Raw genomic sequence first — 18,944 nt, 5'->3', positions numbered from 1 at the left:
CGTGTATTCAACTTATAAACATAATGCTCTATTTATTCTTCTGTAATGTTATCAATATCAATACCTTTGGCTATATATTCTCTAATCAATCCATTTGTATTTTCATTAGTTCCATGTTGCCAAGGGGAATGAGGATTAGGAAAATAAAATGGAATGTTATCTAACTCTGACGTAATTTCTGGATATTTAGAAAACTCTTTACCTCTATCTGGTGTAATAGATAATCGTTTATTGTTTGGTAAGGTGCCAAGTAAATCTACGATTTTCTGTTTCACAAACTCAGATTTCTTTTTAGATACTTTACCACAAAGTAAATAGCCGGTTTTACGATCTACTAATGTAACAAGACAAGATTTTCCAGTTTTTCCCATAACAGTATCGGCTTCCCAATCTCCGATTCGTTCTCTATCATTAATGATTTGAGGTCGATCATGTATTGAATAACTTATTCTAATTCTACCTCTATTTTCTTGATGACTTTTAGTGTGTCTAGTCTTACCTCTATGCCTTAACAATCTAATACATCCACGGTTACCGTGACTTAATTTAGGCGGATCAAATAGGCCTAAATAAATAGCACGGTAAATAGTGTTATAACGGTTCTGTTGCAAAGTTGAATTTATAGTATAATTTTAACAAAAAGGAGTCTTCTGTATGAACTATTTCAGATATAAACAATTTAACAAGGACGTCATCACTGTAGCCGTTGGCTACCATCTAAGATATACATTGAGTTATCGTGATATATCTGAAATATTAAGGGAACGTGGTGTAAACGTTCATCATTCAACGGTCTACCGTTGGGTTCAAGAATATGCTCCGATTTTGTATCAAATTTGGAAGAAAAAACATAAAAAAGCCTATTACAAATGGCGTATTGATGAGACATACATCAAAATAAAAGGGAAATGGAGCTATTTATATCGTGCTATTGATGCAGAGGGACATACATTAGATATTTGGTTGCGTAAGCAACGTGATAATCATGCAGCATATGCATTTATCAAACGTCTCATTAAACAATTTGGTAAACCTCAAAAGGTAATTACAGATCAGGCACCTTCAACGAAGGTAGCCATGGCTAAAGTTATTAAAACGTTCAAACTGAATCCCGACTGTCATTGTACATCGAAATATCTGAATAATCTCATTGAGCAAGATCACCGTCATATTAAAGTAAGAAAGACAAGATATCAAAGTATGAATACGGCAAAGAATACTTTAAAAGGTATTGAATGTATTTACGCTCTATATAAAAAGAACCGCAGGTCTCTTCAGATCTACGGATTTTCGCCATGCCACGAAATTAGCATCATGCTAGCAAGTTAAACGAACACTGACATGACATATTAGTGGTTAGCTATATTTTTTACTTTGCAACAGAACCACTAATATAATACCGTTTATCTGTAAAATATGATTTATTAACAGCTATCAAAACATGAAAATGTGGATTATAATCATCTCGTTTTTGATTATATGTTATCTCTAATTTTCTTACATAACCTTTGATAATCGACTTCACTTTTTTACGTTCAACCATTTTTTTTAATGCTTTATTATAATTTTTTATTTCACTTTCCAAATGCTCATTCGTTACATTTGGCGTCGTAAGTGTTAAAAAAATGAATTCCTTTTTTTCTTCCTGCTTAATATACTGCATCATCAAAGATAATCCCAACGCATCTTTTTTTGTGGTTGAAGCCAGGTATACCAACGCTCTAAGGGTAACTATTCAAAATCGAAATAGTTACCCTTAGTATCAAGACAAGAAGAAACTCGTTTCACTCGTTACAAAAGCCACCTATTTTCTCAACGCAGTTTTAACCAAAATATAAATTATTAAGACAATAATAAGAATACAAAAAGCGATATTAAATACCTCTAAATCAAAAAAATTCACAAATGCAAAACTATTATACTGAGACTCGCTGATGACATTATCAATTCCTCTAGCGTCAACTTCGATTTTATTTAACAACCACAAAACTATTGATATTCCAATTAATACAACAACGGATTCTAATAATGATTTAGTAAAACTTTTAACCAATGTAAAACTCCTTTCCATGCCTTAAAGTCATCTTACTAATTAAATTGCTTTATTGACAACGAGCCTCTGAACCCTTAACAAACCCAAAACTTGTCGAATGGTCGGCTTAATAGCTCACGCTATGCCGACATTCGTCTTCAAGTTTAGTTAAGGGTTCTTCTCATTGATCAATAAATTTTCTCGGCATAAATGCGTCATTTAGAACTAGTTAGTCGTCTATACTTAATTTAAAAATTTCTTCTTTCTTCTCAGTTAATTCTTTAAATATAATCTTCGGCTTTTTTTCAGAAAGCAATATGTCAAAAGCCTCATTATAGATAGCTTTCGCTTCTTTAGATTTAGACGTAGAAACTCTACTATAAATATTTTCTATCTCTTCAAGTAAACTCTCACTTTTTTTATAGTAAACTAAACCATCTTTATTCGCTTCAAGTTCAACAAAACCATTTCTAATTCCATATTTTAAAGCATAATAAAGTAAAATAGCTGAAAATATTATATATATAAATATCAAATTAATACCTCCTTTTTTAACAAACTTTATCATAACTCTTACAAAAATTTTGAGTGCCTTTATTTTTAATTTTAAAGGGGCATTTTGAAGAATTAGGGGTTATTTATATAGTTTTGTACCTAAAAACTTATATAAGCCCTTAAAACGCAAATAAGAGCCAAATAAATATATTTTGATTTCACATTACAAATTTTTAGCAAAACCAGTGACGATTTTTAGACACTGCCCATCTACATGCAAACTAAAATTTTGCATAAAATCCTTTAAAAAGTGATGACGTTTTTTAGAGAAGTGCACACAAAATGTGCGTCTAACCGGCTATTAGAGTAGCCGGTTCTAGTGTAATTTGTTGCTTCTTGTGATTTGCCTTGATTTACATAAGTTTTACCATCTTGTTTATTCATAAAAAATCGACTTCTTTTTTTATTTTGTTATTAATATAACGCTATCAAAAGGCTTGGTCTAATTTGATCAAGTCTTTATTTATTTTCTTTTTTCATATCTTCATGTTGCCCAACAGCAATTCCAATTGCTATCCCTGCTGCTGCACCTAAAGGACCCATAATTAAAAACAGAAATACACTAAAAATAATCATATAAGAAAAAGTGTTCGAATATTTTCTGAAAAAGTTTACCATAATAAATCTAAACCTCCTCTTTAAAAATTACTAAAGATTATTGCATTATTCCAATTCCTCTATTTGTCGACGATTCTGCGCTCCTTAATAATCCTAAAGCTGTCCATCGGTCGATTTGATAGCCGACGCTATCCGACCGCTGGCGCTTTTAGTCTAATTAAGGGCTCTCATCGACAAATAGATTTTCTCGGCATAAATGCATACTCTTGTTATAATATAAATGTAATGAAGGAGGAGTTGCAGCTCCTCCAATAGAACTAATCAATTAGTTCTGTAATAAAATTGATTATTGCTCTTAATAAGTCTTTTCAACTTATTAAGAGTTTTTTTGCTTGAGCATTTTATAATTAATAGCCTTATTTTGCATTTTAAGGAGGTATTTGGAGCAAACTCTGTGTTTCTTATAGTTTTTTCTCAAATCCCAATATAAGCATTTAAAACGTAAATATGGGCTTATAACAGAAAAATATCCCTACTTGATTTATACATAAAATATACACCGTCAAAAACTTAGGATATTTGCGTAGGATATTTTACATGAGCATAAGAGAAGCTCGTATACATTGTCTGTTTAAATTTCTTTCATATACAAAATGCTTTGCTTAAGTATCAAACGCATTTTATTAGTTATGACACCTTCTTTATCTTTTACTTTGCATTCTAATAATAATTCAAATTGCCTTTCAGTATTTAATTTACCAATAAGTTCAATAGTGTTTGGATTATTCAAATAAACTTTAACTTTTTTATTTATAAAAAAGTCATAAAGATGTTTGGGAGTGCTTTCTTCTTTTTTCAATTTCATAGACTACCTTTTTAGATTTATCCCCAATTATCTTTGAGATGTTGCAAAAATGTTTCTTTATCTTTTTTTAAGTCTGGGTCAATTTCCCCATCATTTTCATGTTTTTTAGTTCCATTACGTTTTTCATGTATTCTATTTTTTAACCAGTCTGGTGTGATTTCTTTAGATTTAGTTTGTTTTTTATTAATACATCTAAAATTTTTAGCTTGTTGCAATGTTTTTACATCATTGTTCAACCATGTTTCTAATATTTTAATTAAATATTGTTTGGGGTTGGTTCCTTTAAGACCTGCGTACTCAACAGCATATTCAATTATTTCTAAATCAAATTGTTCAATAAAATTATGGAGTTTAATTTCAAATGCTTTGGTTGTTTTTATGTTCAGTTCAGTACAAATATATTTTAGGATTGTTTTACTACTATTTTGAGTTGATTTGTTGTAGTAGTTTCTTTCTTTCTCAGTATCATTAATTTCAGTATCATTAGACTGTGATTTTAATTGCTTTTGAACTTCCATTTTCATAGTTCCGGAACTGTGAAAATGGAAGTTCCTTGTCATTACTGGTTTTAGGAGGATATTTTGGTTTCAACAAGTATAATCTATTTGGCTTATTAAGTCCCACACGTTCTTGTAGAAGTAAATTAAATTTAATTAATTATTTTTTTAATTTTATTATTTTTTGTTCTCCATACCCTAAATACTCACATAAGTTTTTATTACTAAAAATAAAGTAAATATTATTTTTATCGTCGACCCATTCGTTTTGAATAGATAACTCAAAACGATCTTTTAGTAGAGCATACATAATTTTTGCTTCTGCAGACATTTTTTAAAATAAGGATCTTCAAATAGATACTTAGGTAATTGATAAAATCTTTCTGTTTTAACTTGTGACAAATTATATTTTTCAAAACTTTCCATAACAAAAAACCTCTTTCTTATTTAAATTAGTAAGAGGCAATACATCTATATCATATCGACTATTTTTTTACAATTTCAATACTTGCACTATATGTTTATTCATTATATAATACGGATATAAACTATATAGACAAAGACGGAAACGTCAGTCAATAAAATCAGTTACAGTTATTTGATGTATTACCTAAGAGCAACTATTACCGTAGTTGCTCTTTTCTTATCTATTATAAGAATTATAACACAGATAGCTCTATATATAATAATGTTTTCATGAAAAGTGGTTCTTTTGTAAAATAGAAAAATAGTATTTAAATAATACGCTTGAAATTCTGTTTTGCTTAACTTGCTAGATGTAATTATAATTTCATAGCAGGGTAAATATACGCAATATTTATCCGAATTGAGACTTTTTATATAGTCAGTAAATCTATTAAATACGTTTTATTGTACTTTTGCCATATTGATACCTTGATATCTCACTTTCCCGTTTTAATATGATGATGCTTTAGCATTAAATTGTAGGTGGACAGTACACTTTAGTGTGGATTTTCGAAATGGCGCGAAATTAGCATCACGTCAGTAAATTAAGTTAAATATAATTCAAAACCAGAAATTAAGTACATAATTTTTAGCTTCAAAATCGAAGCTCTAATGATTAGTGGTAAATTTATATGTCATTTATAAAGAATGTTTTTGTCTATAGTTTCTTATGTATTAACTATAAAAAATACATCTAATTACACTTTGGTATTCCATACTGTTCAAATCTCATATTTAAAGTTAATATTTCAATCAATTACGATTTGAAAGCCAACAATTAAGAAAAAATACTCTATCAGCAGTGGCTGTGTTGTATAATTTAATTATACAGAAAAGGACTTACGATAATCATAGGAAATATCACAATTTTTTTCATAACTCTATCTTAGTCCTTTCTTAACTTTAATATTTTTTTGGAGGTATTTAATATGTCAGGAATTGTAGATGCTATTAGTAAAGCAGTTGAATCAGGTTTGAATCAAGATTGGGTAACAATGGGAACTAGTATTGCTAAAGCTTTAGCACAAGGTATTGATGCTATTTCTGGTTTATTTGGTTAATATATGTGATTGAGTTGTATAATACAAAACACTTAACAAGACATATGCCTTGTTAAGTGTTTTGTATTGTTAAATAATCGACTTACAAAGGCTACCTTTTGTGAGAAATAAATGATCGATGAAGAAAGGTGATTATATCAGTTGCAATATCAGCTAATATATTTTTTTACTCATTATAATAAGCTTCCCTTTTTAGTGGGAATGGCAGTAGTATTATTTCAATATAAACGTATTCTTTTACCATCTATGAAAACCAATAAATATTACGCATATCCTCTTACTAAAATATCACATTTAATAATCGATAAAAAAAGGTTCTGTTGCAAAGTAAAAAATATAGCTAACCACTAATATGTCATGTCAGTGTTCGTTTAACTTGCTAGCATGATGCTAATTTCGTGGCATGGCGAAAATCCGTAGATCTGAAGAGACCTGCGGTTCTTTTTATATAGAGCGTAAATACATTCAATACCTTTTAAAGTATTCTTTGCCGTATTCATACTTTGATATCTTGTCTTTCTTACTTTAATATGACGGTGATCTTGCTCAATGAGATTATTCAGATATTTCGATGTACAATGACAGTCGGGATTCAGTTTGAACGTTTTAATAACTTTAGCCATGGCTACCTTCGTTGAAGGTGCCTGATCTGTAATTACCTTTTGAGGTTTACCAAATTGTTTAATGAGACGTTTGATAAATGCATATGCTGCATGATTATCACGTTGCTTACGCAACCAAATATCTAATGTATGTCCCTCTGCATCAATAGCACGATATAAATAGCTCCATTTCCCTTTTATTTTGATGTATGTCTCATCAATACGCCATTTGTAATAGGCTTTTTTATGTTTTTTCTTCCAAATTTGATACAAAATCGGAGCATATTCTTGAACCCAACGGTAGACCGTTGAATGATGAACGTTTACACCACGTTCCCTTAATATTTCAGATATATCACGATAACTCAATGTATATCTTAGATGGTAGCCAACGGCTACAGTGATGACGTCCTTGTTAAATTGTTTATATCTGAAATAGTTCATACAGAATCCTCCCTTTGTTAAAATTATACTATAAATTCAACTTTGCAACAGAACCAAAAATGTAATAGAAGAAGTAGTTGATCATGTCAGTAACCAACTATTGAGACTTTTTAAATATGATGAAAATACTAATACAATTAATTATAAAGATATATGTAACAGAGGAGAATGGGAATTAGCTGCACTAAATGATAACTTATATGATGGGCTGCCTGGCATCTATTTATTTATGGTTGCCCATGATTATTTCAAAAAGAACAAAACGTTTTCTCCTCATAGAACTGCTATCATCAATACACTGAACAATTTACCAAGTAAAAGGGAACTAAATCCATTTTTTGGAAAATTAAGTATAGTCTATCCTCTTTTAGCAGAATATAAATTACTTGGGAATAAAGAGTCGTTAATATTGGCCGAAAGTTATATTAATGACTCTTTAAGCGGAAATATGTATAGTGGAAATGATTGGATTGCCCACAGCATTGGATTAATACCTATATTATTAGAGTTGAATAATATCAAAGGCGAAAAAACATATGAAAATATCACAAAAAAAATATATGAAAGCATAACTCTTCCTGAAAATAGTGATAATATTGGTTTTGCGCATGGAATGAGCAATATCTATTATATTGATTACTTATTAGGGAAGATGGGGAATGATAATCATAAAAATATATTCAAACAAGAAGATGCTTTTCTATATGGCGGTCATAAAAAAAATGAAACAAATGGCTGGTGTAAAGGAAAATTAAGCATCATATTATCTAGGGTTATGTCCCATAAATATACTATAAGTAACAAAACCTTAAAAGAAGTTATGTTTTTGAGAAAAGATAATACTTTATGTCATGGTAACTCAGCATTATTAGAATTATTAATACAACTTAAACTTAAAGACAGTTCATTATTAGATGCAGAACAATTAATTAGACAAATGCTTATTCCGTTTTACAAAAATAAACGATTGAATGTACAGCAAGGTGTTTTAGGGGAATCTTTAGGACTATTTACTGGGCAAACAGGAGTAGCATATCAATTAATGAGGTACTTAGATGAAAGCATACCAAACGTTCTATTCTTCGAGTTATAGTATAGGAGACTTATAAATTGGCTAATCTTATTAATATATTAGATGAAAAATTCGATTCATTTAATTGGAACTATAAAAGAGTTTTAAATTCTTCGCATCGATATACTTGTACAAATAAAATAAAAATTGCTATTTTGGATGGCGGGGTCAATAAAAAAGTTAACTTCTATAATAAAATTTATAGTGATAAAATATTCACAGACTCCGCCAATTATATAAGTGATCACGGATTACAAGTTGTAGGAGTATTAGACTCCTTAATTGAAGGAGCCTATATTTTTCCGTATGTAGTATGGACTGCATATGAAAAAAATCCACTCAACCTCCTTCGCTCAATTCTAGATGCTACTAATTCTGGTGTTGATGTAATCAATATAAGTTTAGGAGTTTATAAACATAAAGATAATAAAATTGCCATCGAAGCTTTTACAGAAGTAATAAATTATGCTATTTCTAGAAATGTAGTTATAGTATCCTCCGCAGGCAATGATGGATTGGACACTTCTAAAACTAATTATATTCATCTTCCCAGCGATCATCCTGGAGTCATATCAGTCGGAAGTACTAACAGATCTTCTGCTATATCTGAATACACAAATTATGGTGTTAATGTAAATATGTATGCTCCTAGCGGAAGTATCAACACCTATGAGTCTATTGATAAATATATTTTAACTTATTCTACAAATGAAACTATGCTTAGCAGTTTAAGTAGAAGATACTTCCCTAACGGTGTTGTATTATCAGGGGGGACAAGTTTAGCAGTACCTCATGTCACGGCTGCAGTAGCAAAGGATATCGATATACATGGTTCTTTTGATTTTAATAGAATAGTTCATCAGTCTAAAAAAAATGTGCCAATCAATATTGCTACAGGGAGGTAAGATTATATTAATGAAGCAAAAAATCCAGTTACTTTTTTCCCCCGCAATAATTTTTTTGCTAATATATGTAATTTCATTTACGTCTTCTTATATTACAAAAAGCTATTTTATATTTATGCTATTTGTATATATTTTTTTAACAATTTTCATACATGAACTAGGACATTATATTTTAGCTAGAATTAAAAAAGGCATATTAATAAAGATGATAGTCGGTCCTTTTCAGTTTTCTAGAGACGCATATATTTCCTCTAATAAAGAGTGGGCTTATGTCGGTGGGCTTACTATTATCTATTTTTTAAATGATGAAAAAAAAATGTATTTATGGTATTATATTGGTGGACCTTTATTCAATTTTATATTTTTTTTATTTTTTTATAATTCAAACTTTATGTACGGATACGTTTTAGCTTACTTAAATTTATTTTATTGTATTATTACGTTGATACCCAATTTTAGAAAAGGCGTGGGAACAGATGGATATGTTATACATAAACTTGCGAAAAATGACGGTAAATTTACGTTATTGTTAAAAATCAAAAACTCTTTTAACGTTCCTATTAATTATAATAATAATAAATATTTATATGAAGAATCTAAAAAGATTATTGATCATGAATTACATTTTGAAGAGAAATTCACAATATATTTGTTTCAATTTTATTGCTTATATATTTATGGTTGGAAATTAACAATAGATTTCTCTGAAGAAGAGATTCAATCATCCAATATCTTAACCAATATGTTAGAAGCTAATATGTTAACCAATCATTACTTAAAAGAATATCCTTATCAAAAAGAAATAAATAGTCAAAAAATCCTATTAAATAAGTTAAGTTATTTGACTAAACTAAGAGTTTCATTGATCATAAAAAAAACATATGAAAACGAGTGCGAAGCGAGAAACTTTTTAAAACGGTACCCTAATAATACTGTTTATAATGACAATTTAATGAATTATGGCGAATACCTGATTATTGAAGAAATAATTAGTCACTCTCAAAAACCAGGAGGATTCTATGGATAGTTATTTAAATGTAAAAAATCTTTGTAAAGGTTATAAAAATTCTACTTTTAAACTAAATGATATAAGCTTTACTATTGGCACTAATGAAATTGTAGGTTTAATAGGAAAAAACGGCTCTGGTAAGTCGACATTGATTAACACTCTAGTCGGAAACAAATTTAAAAATAATGGAGAGATATATTTTTTTGGCAATTCTATTAAGAATAATGACGTATCTTATAAACAAAACATAGGCGTGGTATTTGACGATATAAGGCTTCCTGATAAATTAAATATAAAACAAATAGACAAGGTTTTTTCAAAAATTTATTTTAACTGGGACTCAAAAAAATTTAAAAATTTAATAACGTTTTTTGAATTGCCTATTGATCAAAAACTATCAACTTTTTCACGCGGAATGAGTATGAAGGTTTCTATCGCTGTCGCTTTATCGCATGAAAGTCGATTACTGTTATTAGATGAAGCAACAGCTGGTATGGATTCCTCAAGTAGGGAAGAAGTAAAAGAATTACTCACAGAATTTAAGTCTGAAGGTAATAGTATCCTAATAACGTCTCACATTTCTGATGATATAGAAGATTTAGCAGATAAATTAGTCTTTATGAAAAACGGCGAAATCGTTTTTGTTATATTAAAAGAAGAATTGTATAAAGATTACGGTATTTGTAAAGTTGAAGATATTACTTCTTTTAACTATAATCATCCAAATATCATAGCTTCTCATAATAATAAAGGAGAAGTATTAGTAAAAAAAGGGGGAGAATTTTCAAATATTTCTCCATTAAAAAATATCGATCAAGCAACAAATATTATTATGAGAGGTACGATTAGATGAAAGGTTTATTGTTGAATAATTATTATTCAAATAAAAAGGCGTTGGTTATTTACTTTATTACAGGTATTTTGTTTTCAATAATATTTTCTTATATAAGTCCATTAATGAGCAGTTTTATGTTTATGATGATGCTAGTGACACCAGCTACTGATAATTTAAAGAATGAAAAAGATTCTAAATTTCTTTATTTTGTTTCTACGATGCCTATAAGTCGTAAATCTTATGTGTCTAGTCATTTTTTATTTTACTTAATTCTAGGTAGTATTAGTTTGGTAGGCTCTTCTATAATAACTATTTTAATCACTCAAAATCTATTGGTAACTCTAAGCTCTGCTCTTTTAGGAATAGGGGTTATAACTCAATATACAGTTATTTTCCCCCTAACATTCAAACTAGGACCTGAAAAATCAAACATTATTTTTATGCTTGCTTCTTTTATTATTGTTATAGTTTTTTTAGTCCTATATTTTTCTTTGTTATTTTTGTCAAATGATAACAATAATTTGGCATTACAAGAAAATCTAGGTATACTTGGCTTATATACATTAATAGGTGGAATTATTTTTATAACCTCTTATTTATTATCAGTATATATAACTAACAGAAAAGAATTCTAAAAATAAAGGAGTTATTTATGAAGATTAAAGAGATTATTTCGAGAATTCCAGAACTAACGATTAACACTAATGTAATTATATGGTCAGTTGTTTCATCTTTTGTTTTAAGTATCTTTATCACACCTTTTTTGGGAGTGCCACTAGGGATTATTCTCGGATTTTATATGGACAAACAATTTAGGTGACGTCTTTCAACTCAAATGAAAAGACAAAAAATAAGATTAGTTGCTAGGCTGTGCTTGTATAAGTGCAGCTATTTTTAGGCTCTATACTATTTAGGACTGGTGATAATCACTAGTCCTATTTTTGATACAAAAAAAGCGCAATTATCTCTATAATTAGAAGTATCCTACCACCAATAATTAAGGAGATAATGCGCCTATGTCTAATACAGTTCTGTTGCAAAGTTAATTTTATAGTATAATTTTAACAAAAAGGGGTATTTTCTATGAACTATTTTAAATATAAGCAATTTAATCAAGATACCATAACCGTAGCCGTTGGCTACTACTTAAGATACGCACTGAGTTATCGTGATATATCTGAAATATTAAGAGAACGTGGTGTGAGCGTTCATCATTCAACCGTTTATCGTTGGGTTCAAGAATATGCACCTATTTTGTATCAGATTGGGAAGAAAAAGAACAAAAAATCCTATTATAAATGGCGCATTGATGAGACATATATCAAACTCAAAGGAAAATGGTGTTACCTGTATCGTGCAATTGATGCAGACGGTCATACATTAGATATTTGGTTACGCAAAAAACGAGATAATCACTCAGCATATGCGTTTATAAAACGGCTCATTAAACAATTCGGCAAACCTCAAAAGGTGATTACAGATCAAGCACCTTCAACGAAGGTAGCAATGGCTAAAGTAATTAAGGAATTTAAACTTAACCCTAACTGTCACTGTACATCTAAATATCTCAATAACCTCATTGAACAAGATCACCGTCATATTAAGGTGAGAAAGACAAAATACCAAAGTATCAATACAGCAAAAAATACAATTAAAGGGATTGAATGTATTTACGGGTTATATAAAAGGAACCGTAGGTCTCTTCAGATCTACGGATTTTCTCCATGCCACGAAATCAGTCATATGTTAGCCAGTTAAACGAACACTGACATGATAAAATGGTGATTAGCTATATTTATCTAACTTTGCAACAGAACCTGATATAATATTAGAGTCGCCTTAACTTCCATAGGCGAAATTACTATGGAAGGAGGTGGGACCTATGGCAATTCTCTTTGTTAGTATAATTGCACCTGTGATTTCAGGCTGCATTGTTGCGATTTTCACGTTTTGGCTAAACAATCGTAACAAATAATAAGGCGATATAGCTGCACCAAAAATCCCCTCACTATTTCCGGTAGCGAGGGGATTGGTGTACCTATGCAATTCTCTTTGTTAAATATAGTATAACATCATAGTGTAGGGGAACGCAAAAAGTAATCTCTTAACAAAATTCAGTATGTATACTATATATACTTAAAAGTAGAAAATCCAAGCAAACTTTACCTATATGTGAAAGGAGTAAATATTGTGAGTGATATTTACATATCAAAGAGATTAGTCAGTTCTACCATAAACACAATTAGTAAATTAACTTTAACTAACGTTCAAATTGACAATTTGAATGTTGAGTACGAAGGATTTACTTTTGAATTAGAAAACTTAACTTTTAAAAGTAGGTTAGCAAAAAAAACACCAAAAAAGAAAGGTTATTTTGTTGCTTTTTGGAGAAAAAATGAATTTAATGAGAATGTTCCCTTTGATGACGATACAGCAGAGGATAAATTAATTATAAACATTTTAGATAGTGATAAAATAGGTCAATTTATATTCCCTAAAAATGTTTTAAAAGAAAAGGGAGTTATAAAATCAAAGAAAACTAAAGGTAAAATGGCCATGCGTGTTTATCCAAGCTGGGTATCAAATTTAAATACTACTGCCAAAAACACGCAAAGATGGCAAGCGAAATATTTTGTGGACTTATCCAAAGAGTTTGATCAAGAAATTCTAAACCCTTTATATTTTGATAAATAATTAAAAAGTGTTTATTTTAGGTCTGCCCTAATCATACAACTCAATACCCTTGTAAAATATAGATTCCACTTGTATGATTAGGGTGTATGAAAAAGGAGGGTAAAAATGATTATCGGATATGCAAGAGTTTCAACTGCAGATCAAAATTTAGATAGACAAATCGAAAATTTACATATTTTTGGAGCTGAAAAAATTTTCACCGAAAAACAATCAGGTAAGTCTATTAAAAACAGACCTGTTTTTCAGGAAATGTTGAATTTCGTAAGAATGGGTGACCGTTTAGTTGTTGAATCAATTGATAGATTAGGACGAAATTATGATGAGATTATTCAAACCGTTAACTACTTAAAAGAAAAAGAAGTCCAACTCATGATAACAAGTTTGCCCATGATGAATGAAGTCATTGGCAATCCATTATTGGATAAATTTATGAAAGATTTAATCATTCAAATTTTAGCAATGATTTCAGAACAAGAAAGGAACGAAACCAAGCGTCGACAAGCACAGGGAATTAAAGTTGCTAAAGAAAAAGGGATTTATAAGGGACGCCCCGTACTTTATTCTCCTCATGCTAAAGATCCGCAAAAACGTTTAGTTTATTATCGAGTGGTTGAATTACTTAAACAAGGCAAGTCTATTAGTGCTATAGCAAAAGAAGTGGGTATTACACGCCAGACAATATATAGAATCAAAAATGAACAGCAATAACAATTTTAAATGTTACTTCTATTTCGTTTTCACACAAAACTCCGTTCACTTTTCTAAAAAAGTATAAAGTGAGAAAGTACAAATATAAACAAATAGATTATCAAAAAAATATTAAAAACCACTACTTTTACATTCCAACTTTAAAGTTAATCACACGATATTCTACATACACATTGAAAAAAATGCTCAAAAAAGCGCACTGCTTTTTCGTTGAGTAATCATCAATACTCAAATTATCGTTACTAAAAAATAAAAATCTGAAGAACAAGAAAAACGTTTCACGTGAAAAAGGATAAATGAAATATTGTAACTAGAATAACCAAAAGTGAAAGTACAATAAAAGCTTCTTTCCATAAATAAGTTCAAAAAAATTACTATAGATAAAAGAACATCATAATTTTTTCATAACTATTCGAACCAGAATCAGAAATACCGACACAAATTTTCAATATTTCATTAACCAAGCAAAAGAAAAATAAGACCATAATAAATGCTCGAAAATTTTATTGAAGTATTAAAAGTGATCGCATTAACGTAACCATAATTGCAAATATGTTTAAACAAAAATAATTTTTTTGATAATTGAGATTGAACTTTTGACCTCTTTTTTATATTCCAAAAAAACCCGTTTTTTTGGAATATTTGTATTCTAAGGTGCTTTGATTTTAGAATATTTATATTCCAGAACCTTGATAAAGCCCGTCAAATCAACAAAAAAAATATTCTACAAAAACACCCAAGTGGTCTTTTTGTAGTATTTCGTATTCTAGATACTATTACACTATAAGGATTATTGTAGTGTAATAGTACAAACGCCTTATAATGCCGTCATTACAAGGTTTATAAGGGTTTTTTAAGAGCAAATGAGCGCAGCGAATGGTAGGAAAATCTTTCAGCTATGCTGAATACCACCAAGGGTGGTACTGGATTTCCTTATGCTCATGCAAAATATTCTACGCAAATATTCCAAATATTTGCTAGTGAGATTTTGTCATTCTAATTAGTTACAAAGTGAGATGTGCATAACGATCATTTTTAACAATTAGAGATAGCAAATATGTGAAGAAAATGAACATAGAGGCGTATGAATTGAGAACATTTGAGTCAACAAATTTCCAATTCATGTATAGATAATGTGACGCTAATCGGAGCATTATCTATACTTTTCTATACAGAAAAAGTTCAATTTTAATTTCTGTATAGAAAATAATGTTAGACAGATCATGTCTAACATTAAATCGTTTCTTGCTTCTTTCCATAAAATCTCATCTCATATTTCTATTTAAGCAATAAGATTAAATGAGATTTTTGTACTTTGCTTTTATGATTTTGACTTTCTTTATTTGTACTTTTTACATTTTATGATTGAGCTTTTTACCAAAAGTCATTTTGCTTTTTCGAAAAAAGAGAAAGTCTAAATGACTTCCTCTTTTTAACTTCCAATCAATTCCATTTTGTTGAAACTTTCTTCTTTAAAAATGATTCCATTATACACATGATGACCTTGTTTAATCATTCCTATGGTTTCATCTTCAATGACATTTTGTTTAATCAGTTCCTCATGCAATGTATCATATTTAATAAAATCTACATGATTAAGCAAAGAAGAACGACTACTAACTTTAGGATCATCATCGAAATCGGTCATTAACATTGCCGTTGGTATATTTACTGTAAGCTAAATCATTCCTTCATCTTTATCATTAATCAACAAACTGCAACTCTACCATTTAAATAATAATCTTTGATTGCTTTGTACTGTTTTCCAAATAATTTAACTTTCAACATGCAAATACCTCCTAAAATAATTTGTTATTTTCTAAATCGTTATGTGATTCACATCATTTATTTGTTAACTCAATGAGTAATGTCTCATCAAATGATGGGGCTAAATATTCATCAAAGTAGCAGCTTCAAAATATTTTTTAACCTCATTCAAGTTCTTAAAATGAATCGTTTCTACAAAACCTTTCTCAGTTTCTATGTTTAAAATACTTTTTATTATTTTTAGTGACTCGGGAATAAATGTAGTTGTACCATCAAAAGTAACTTCATTACCAAAAGTCGATTCAGCGATACTGACTTGATTGTATTTGAATTCATGGTTAAAGTGCTGCTCATATTCTTCGGATGTTGTTTCATCAAAATCAAATTTATTCACAAGATAACGCCACAAAATTGCTTTTAATTGATTATTTTTCATCATGATGACTCCTTTGTCGAATTTATCTTTAATTCATCCACCGATTAAAAATAGAGAGGAAACATATGCTTCCTCTCTTGCATTGAGACCTAATCGGTCATGAAATATTTTTTCGATGCAGCACAGGTCGAATCTCAGAAGGGTCTTGCGACTGATTTTTCAAAATATGCCTTATCTTCTTCTAATATTTTAAAAAATTGACTCGGGGTGTAATGATTGTCTTCACCAAATTCTTCTGACCACAACATATTAAAAAATTCATCAACATTAAAATCATTGATTCGTTTTTCGTAATCATTAAATATATAAAACCTGAGACCTGACTTTTCATTTTTCAGTTCTTCGATATCTAACTCAATATGCAGCGTTGTATGATTGGGTGCTTAAATGATAGTAACAATAGAATCATAATCTTTATACACTTCCGAATTAACACCTGTTAATCCTAAGTCGTCATTGAAGTCTGAGATGACTTCTATCAAGTCGACAGAGATACAAGCGCCTGTATCTGAATTCTGTTGTTGTTCAATTAATTCATCTAATGCTTCCATGCCTTTTTCTTTAACTAAAGCACAATAATCACTATATAGCTCTGAATCATAAATCGAATTTTTATTTAGGTCATCCAACAACTGTACGAACCTTCTAAAATCATTGAGATTATGACAGACGTGAGGATATTTCTGCTCTACAACTTCTAGGAGACCTTCTAACACTTCTTCGCTTGTTGGGAAATTTTGTTTCATTGAATGATATTGTCTGCTGGCGTTAAACTTTCTATCTCTAATGAATTGCACAATGAAATCCACATAATAATAGTAATACCTTGTATGATTATTGATGCTGTTTGATTTGATTGTCATATGAATCATGCTTCCTTTCTGTTTATAAAATATAATGCCTGTCCATCATTTGATAGACAGGCAGCGTTATGCTATGATATATGTTCATTAGATACAGTTCTTATTAGTGATTCCACAGTTGAGCTTTAAGCATTATATGCTTGAAGCTCTTTTTGTATAGCTTGATACTGTGCATTTTCTTCTATATATAGTGTTGCCACTTTTTCTGCAATAACTTCATTGCCGATATGATTTTCAATATGCAGTGCAGGATTGGCAAAGATTAATTCAACACTGTCATCATAATCACTTTTAGCAAACCCTACAAAGCTGATGTCTGATTCACCGATGCGTTTTTCAATCATATTTAAAACCGGTACTACAATTTCGTCATATAGAATTTCGTAGACTGCCATAACTAATGGATTGTTAGGAATCATCTCTTCTCCATTTGAAATATCATGTGTCTCATCATCCAATAACTCGATATTCAATTTGTTGATCATTTCGATTGCATTATATTTTGTATCCATTCTTCATTCTCCTTTCTAACTTTGTTATGTGCTAAGTGGTTGCAAGCAACCACTAGTTATATATTAGTTTAATGCAAAGTATGCTATGACAAGGAACATTCTACGAGAGAATAGTTTCAAGCACATCTTAAAATTGAAACGAAGTCACCTAGCTTTTTTGTCTACCTCTAATAAATAACACAAGTGTTAATAACATATATATTACTAACACTTGTGTTATGAGAGTTTGTATATAAAACTATAATCTAAACACCTTATTTTAAATTTCTGAAAGTGTTTATTTCTTATCTTATATGATTATTAAATATTCTTCCTATTTCAGTTACTTCTTATCCAATCATTTCATCAGTTTTTTCTGTAAGAACAAGCTTATATTTAAGTTCAACTTTACGTATATCCAAATTTTCCAATTCTTTTTTCTCTTCATTAGTTAAGCCAACCATGACATCTATTATTGATATTAAAAATTTTTTCCTCATAATATCTACTCCTTATTGATTAAACGATATTCATAAAGTAAAATGACGAGTGGAGTAATTTATAAACATCTTTTGTTACAGTTATAGCAAGGCCCGCAAGCTATAACTTTTTTTAGTGATAATTCCTTCTAAAGTTTTTTATTTCGACTATGCTTTATTTTTCTTAGTTTCATCTCGTTATTTCGCTTTGCTTCTTCATTTACTTCATTTTGAATATCTTCGCTCTTTTTCTTCAACAACTCATTAATGGCTTCTTCTAAGACTTGATTAATATTGTCATACAAACCAATATCTTTTAACGCATGTGCTTTACTATGGATCGTTCCTCTTACTCTTAAGCTATAGTCTGGTAAGTGTTTATATCTATTTTCTCCACTAACCATTGTATTTTCATAACTCTCACTTCTTCTATTGTTTAATAGACTATTTCTCATTTTATCCATTTGAATCACCTATTCTTTCTATCAATTCATCAACAATGCTTCTATACATATCTAATGCTTCTTTATCATGCATATCTTCATTCTTTATACCTGTAACGTCCCACATCTTCACACGTTCACGTTGCTTTACCGTATTATTTAA

General features: G+C 29.6%; 25 protein-coding genes and 2 pseudogenes. 12 read left to right on the top strand and 15 right to left on the bottom strand.

What is annotated here, in order from left to right; genetic code table 11:
* Positions 1-32: 32 nt before the first annotated feature.
* A complete protein-coding gene (locus tag C7N65_RS11320) occupies positions 33-611 on the bottom strand; it encodes an IS30 family transposase (RefSeq protein ID WP_199195500.1) in 579 nt (192 codons plus the stop codon).
* A gap of 43 nt (positions 612-654) precedes the next feature.
* Here C7N65_RS11320 and C7N65_RS11315 point away from each other — a divergent pair, with 43 nt between their 5' ends.
* The gene (locus C7N65_RS11315) at positions 655-1,329 is read left to right on the top strand and encodes an IS6 family transposase (RefSeq protein ID WP_105977913.1); all 675 of its coding nucleotides are present in this window, start codon (positions 655-657) and stop codon (positions 1,327-1,329) included.
* 58 nt (positions 1,330-1,387) lie between these two features.
* Here C7N65_RS11315 and C7N65_RS11310 read toward each other — a convergent pair.
* The 7 genes and pseudogenes from C7N65_RS11310 to C7N65_RS12920 form a co-directional block, all read right to left on the bottom strand.
* Positions 1,388-1,693 (bottom strand): annotated as a pseudogene (locus tag C7N65_RS11310) (protein rep); the annotation flags it as partial.
* Positions 1,694-1,804: 111 nt separating this feature from the next.
* Complete coding sequence (locus C7N65_RS11305) at positions 1,805-2,053, bottom strand: hypothetical protein (protein WP_105994565.1); 249 nt, start codon at positions 2,051-2,053, stop codon at positions 1,805-1,807.
* Positions 2,054-2,261: 208 nt separating this feature from the next.
* Positions 2,262-2,567, bottom strand: coding sequence for a hypothetical protein (locus C7N65_RS11300; RefSeq protein ID WP_105977917.1), 306 nt, complete (start codon positions 2,565-2,567; stop codon positions 2,262-2,264).
* Positions 2,568-2,830: 263 nt separating this feature from the next.
* The gene (locus tag C7N65_RS12580) at positions 2,831-2,971 is read right to left on the bottom strand and encodes a hypothetical protein (RefSeq protein ID WP_158698131.1); all 141 of its coding nucleotides are present in this window, start codon (positions 2,969-2,971) and stop codon (positions 2,831-2,833) included.
* Between the two features lie 75 nt (positions 2,972-3,046).
* Positions 3,047-3,205 (bottom strand): hypothetical protein, encoded by a 159-nt coding sequence (locus tag C7N65_RS12650; RefSeq protein WP_182477698.1) that lies wholly within the window; start codon positions 3,203-3,205, stop codon positions 3,047-3,049.
* Positions 3,206-3,776: 571 nt separating this feature from the next.
* On the bottom strand, positions 3,777-4,004 hold the full coding sequence (locus C7N65_RS11295) for a hypothetical protein (protein ID WP_142398437.1): 228 nt from the start codon (positions 4,002-4,004) through the stop codon (positions 3,777-3,779).
* A gap of 23 nt (positions 4,005-4,027) precedes the next feature.
* A pseudogene (locus C7N65_RS12920) lies at positions 4,028-4,933 on the bottom strand (replication initiator protein A).
* A 968-nt stretch (positions 4,934-5,901) separates the two neighbouring features.
* Between C7N65_RS12920 and C7N65_RS11280 the strand changes: the two are divergent.
* Positions 5,902-6,033: a beta-class phenol-soluble modulin gene (locus C7N65_RS11280; protein WP_105977920.1), complete on the top strand. Its 132-nt coding sequence runs from the start codon at positions 5,902-5,904 to the stop codon at positions 6,031-6,033.
* A 371-nt stretch (positions 6,034-6,404) separates the two neighbouring features.
* Here the strand turns inward: C7N65_RS11280 and C7N65_RS11275 are convergent, their stop codons facing one another.
* Positions 6,405-7,079, bottom strand: a complete 675-nt coding sequence (locus C7N65_RS11275; protein ID WP_105977913.1) for an IS6 family transposase — start codon at positions 7,077-7,079, stop codon at positions 6,405-6,407.
* 100 nt (positions 7,080-7,179) lie between these two features.
* On the opposite strand from C7N65_RS11275, the gene C7N65_RS11270 reads away from it, so the two are divergent.
* From C7N65_RS11270 to C7N65_RS11235, 10 genes are all read left to right on the top strand, one after another.
* A complete protein-coding gene (locus tag C7N65_RS11270) occupies positions 7,180-8,172 on the top strand; it encodes a lanthionine synthetase LanC family protein (RefSeq protein WP_105994563.1) in 993 nt (330 codons plus the stop codon).
* Between the two features lie 17 nt (positions 8,173-8,189).
* Positions 8,190-9,056 carry a S8 family peptidase gene (locus tag C7N65_RS11265; protein WP_105994562.1) on the top strand — a complete coding sequence of 289 codons (867 nt, stop codon included), beginning with the start codon at positions 8,190-8,192 and terminating at the stop codon, positions 9,054-9,056.
* Between the two features lie 10 nt (positions 9,057-9,066).
* On the top strand, positions 9,067-10,083 hold the full coding sequence (locus tag C7N65_RS11260) for a site-2 protease family protein (RefSeq protein ID WP_023016176.1): 1,017 nt from the start codon (positions 9,067-9,069) through the stop codon (positions 10,081-10,083).
* Positions 10,076-10,918 carry an ABC transporter ATP-binding protein gene (locus C7N65_RS11255; RefSeq protein ID WP_023016175.1) on the top strand — a complete coding sequence of 281 codons (843 nt, stop codon included), beginning with the start codon at positions 10,076-10,078 and terminating at the stop codon, positions 10,916-10,918. Before C7N65_RS11260 ends, C7N65_RS11255 begins: the two co-directional genes overlap by 8 nt.
* Entirely contained in the window at positions 10,915-11,535 is a 621-nt protein-coding gene (locus tag C7N65_RS11250; RefSeq protein WP_023016174.1) for an ABC-2 transporter permease, read from the top strand. Before C7N65_RS11255 ends, C7N65_RS11250 begins: the two co-directional genes overlap by 4 nt.
* A 17-nt stretch (positions 11,536-11,552) precedes the next feature.
* Positions 11,553-11,720: a VraH family peptide resistance protein gene (locus C7N65_RS12915; RefSeq protein WP_023016173.1), complete on the top strand. Its 168-nt coding sequence runs from the start codon at positions 11,553-11,555 to the stop codon at positions 11,718-11,720.
* 263 nt (positions 11,721-11,983) lie between these two features.
* Positions 11,984-12,658: an IS6 family transposase gene (locus C7N65_RS11245; protein WP_105994561.1), complete on the top strand. Its 675-nt coding sequence runs from the start codon at positions 11,984-11,986 to the stop codon at positions 12,656-12,658.
* Positions 12,659-12,782: 124 nt separating this feature from the next.
* Positions 12,783-12,875, top strand: a complete 93-nt coding sequence (locus tag C7N65_RS12570) for a type I toxin-antitoxin system Fst family toxin (RefSeq protein WP_023016171.1) — start codon at positions 12,783-12,785, stop codon at positions 12,873-12,875.
* Between the two features lie 215 nt (positions 12,876-13,090).
* On the top strand, positions 13,091-13,594 hold the full coding sequence (locus C7N65_RS11240) for a MepB family protein (protein ID WP_023016170.1): 504 nt from the start codon (positions 13,091-13,093) through the stop codon (positions 13,592-13,594).
* Between the two features lie 105 nt (positions 13,595-13,699).
* Complete coding sequence (locus C7N65_RS11235; protein ID WP_023016169.1) at positions 13,700-14,302, top strand: recombinase family protein; 603 nt, start codon at positions 13,700-13,702, stop codon at positions 14,300-14,302.
* Positions 14,303-15,734: 1,432 nt separating this feature from the next.
* Here C7N65_RS11235 and C7N65_RS11230 read toward each other — a convergent pair.
* The 6 genes from C7N65_RS11230 to C7N65_RS11210 form a co-directional block, all read right to left on the bottom strand.
* Positions 15,735-15,950, bottom strand: coding sequence for a hypothetical protein (locus C7N65_RS11230; RefSeq protein ID WP_142922298.1), 216 nt, complete (start codon positions 15,948-15,950; stop codon positions 15,735-15,737).
* Positions 15,951-16,190: 240 nt separating this feature from the next.
* On the bottom strand, positions 16,191-16,505 hold the full coding sequence (locus tag C7N65_RS11225) for a hypothetical protein (protein WP_105994559.1): 315 nt from the start codon (positions 16,503-16,505) through the stop codon (positions 16,191-16,193).
* 383 nt (positions 16,506-16,888) lie between these two features.
* Positions 16,889-17,368 carry a hypothetical protein gene (locus C7N65_RS11220; protein ID WP_234019088.1) on the bottom strand — a complete coding sequence of 160 codons (480 nt, stop codon included), beginning with the start codon at positions 17,366-17,368 and terminating at the stop codon, positions 16,889-16,891.
* Between the two features lie 125 nt (positions 17,369-17,493).
* On the bottom strand, positions 17,494-17,880 hold the full coding sequence (locus C7N65_RS11215) for a hypothetical protein (protein WP_105994558.1): 387 nt from the start codon (positions 17,878-17,880) through the stop codon (positions 17,494-17,496).
* 329 nt (positions 17,881-18,209) lie between these two features.
* On the bottom strand, positions 18,210-18,359 hold the full coding sequence (locus C7N65_RS12640; protein ID WP_182475591.1) for a hypothetical protein: 150 nt from the start codon (positions 18,357-18,359) through the stop codon (positions 18,210-18,212).
* Positions 18,360-18,487: 128 nt separating this feature from the next.
* Positions 18,488-18,802, bottom strand: coding sequence for a hypothetical protein (locus C7N65_RS11210; RefSeq protein WP_023016163.1), 315 nt, complete (start codon positions 18,800-18,802; stop codon positions 18,488-18,490).
* Positions 18,803-18,944: the final 142 nt, after the last annotated feature.

The organism is Staphylococcus simulans, from assembly GCF_002994445.1.
GTDB classification, from domain to species: domain Bacteria; phylum Bacillota; class Bacilli; order Staphylococcales; family Staphylococcaceae; genus Staphylococcus; species Staphylococcus simulans_B.
This window is presented reverse-complemented; position numbering and strand designations above follow the sequence as displayed.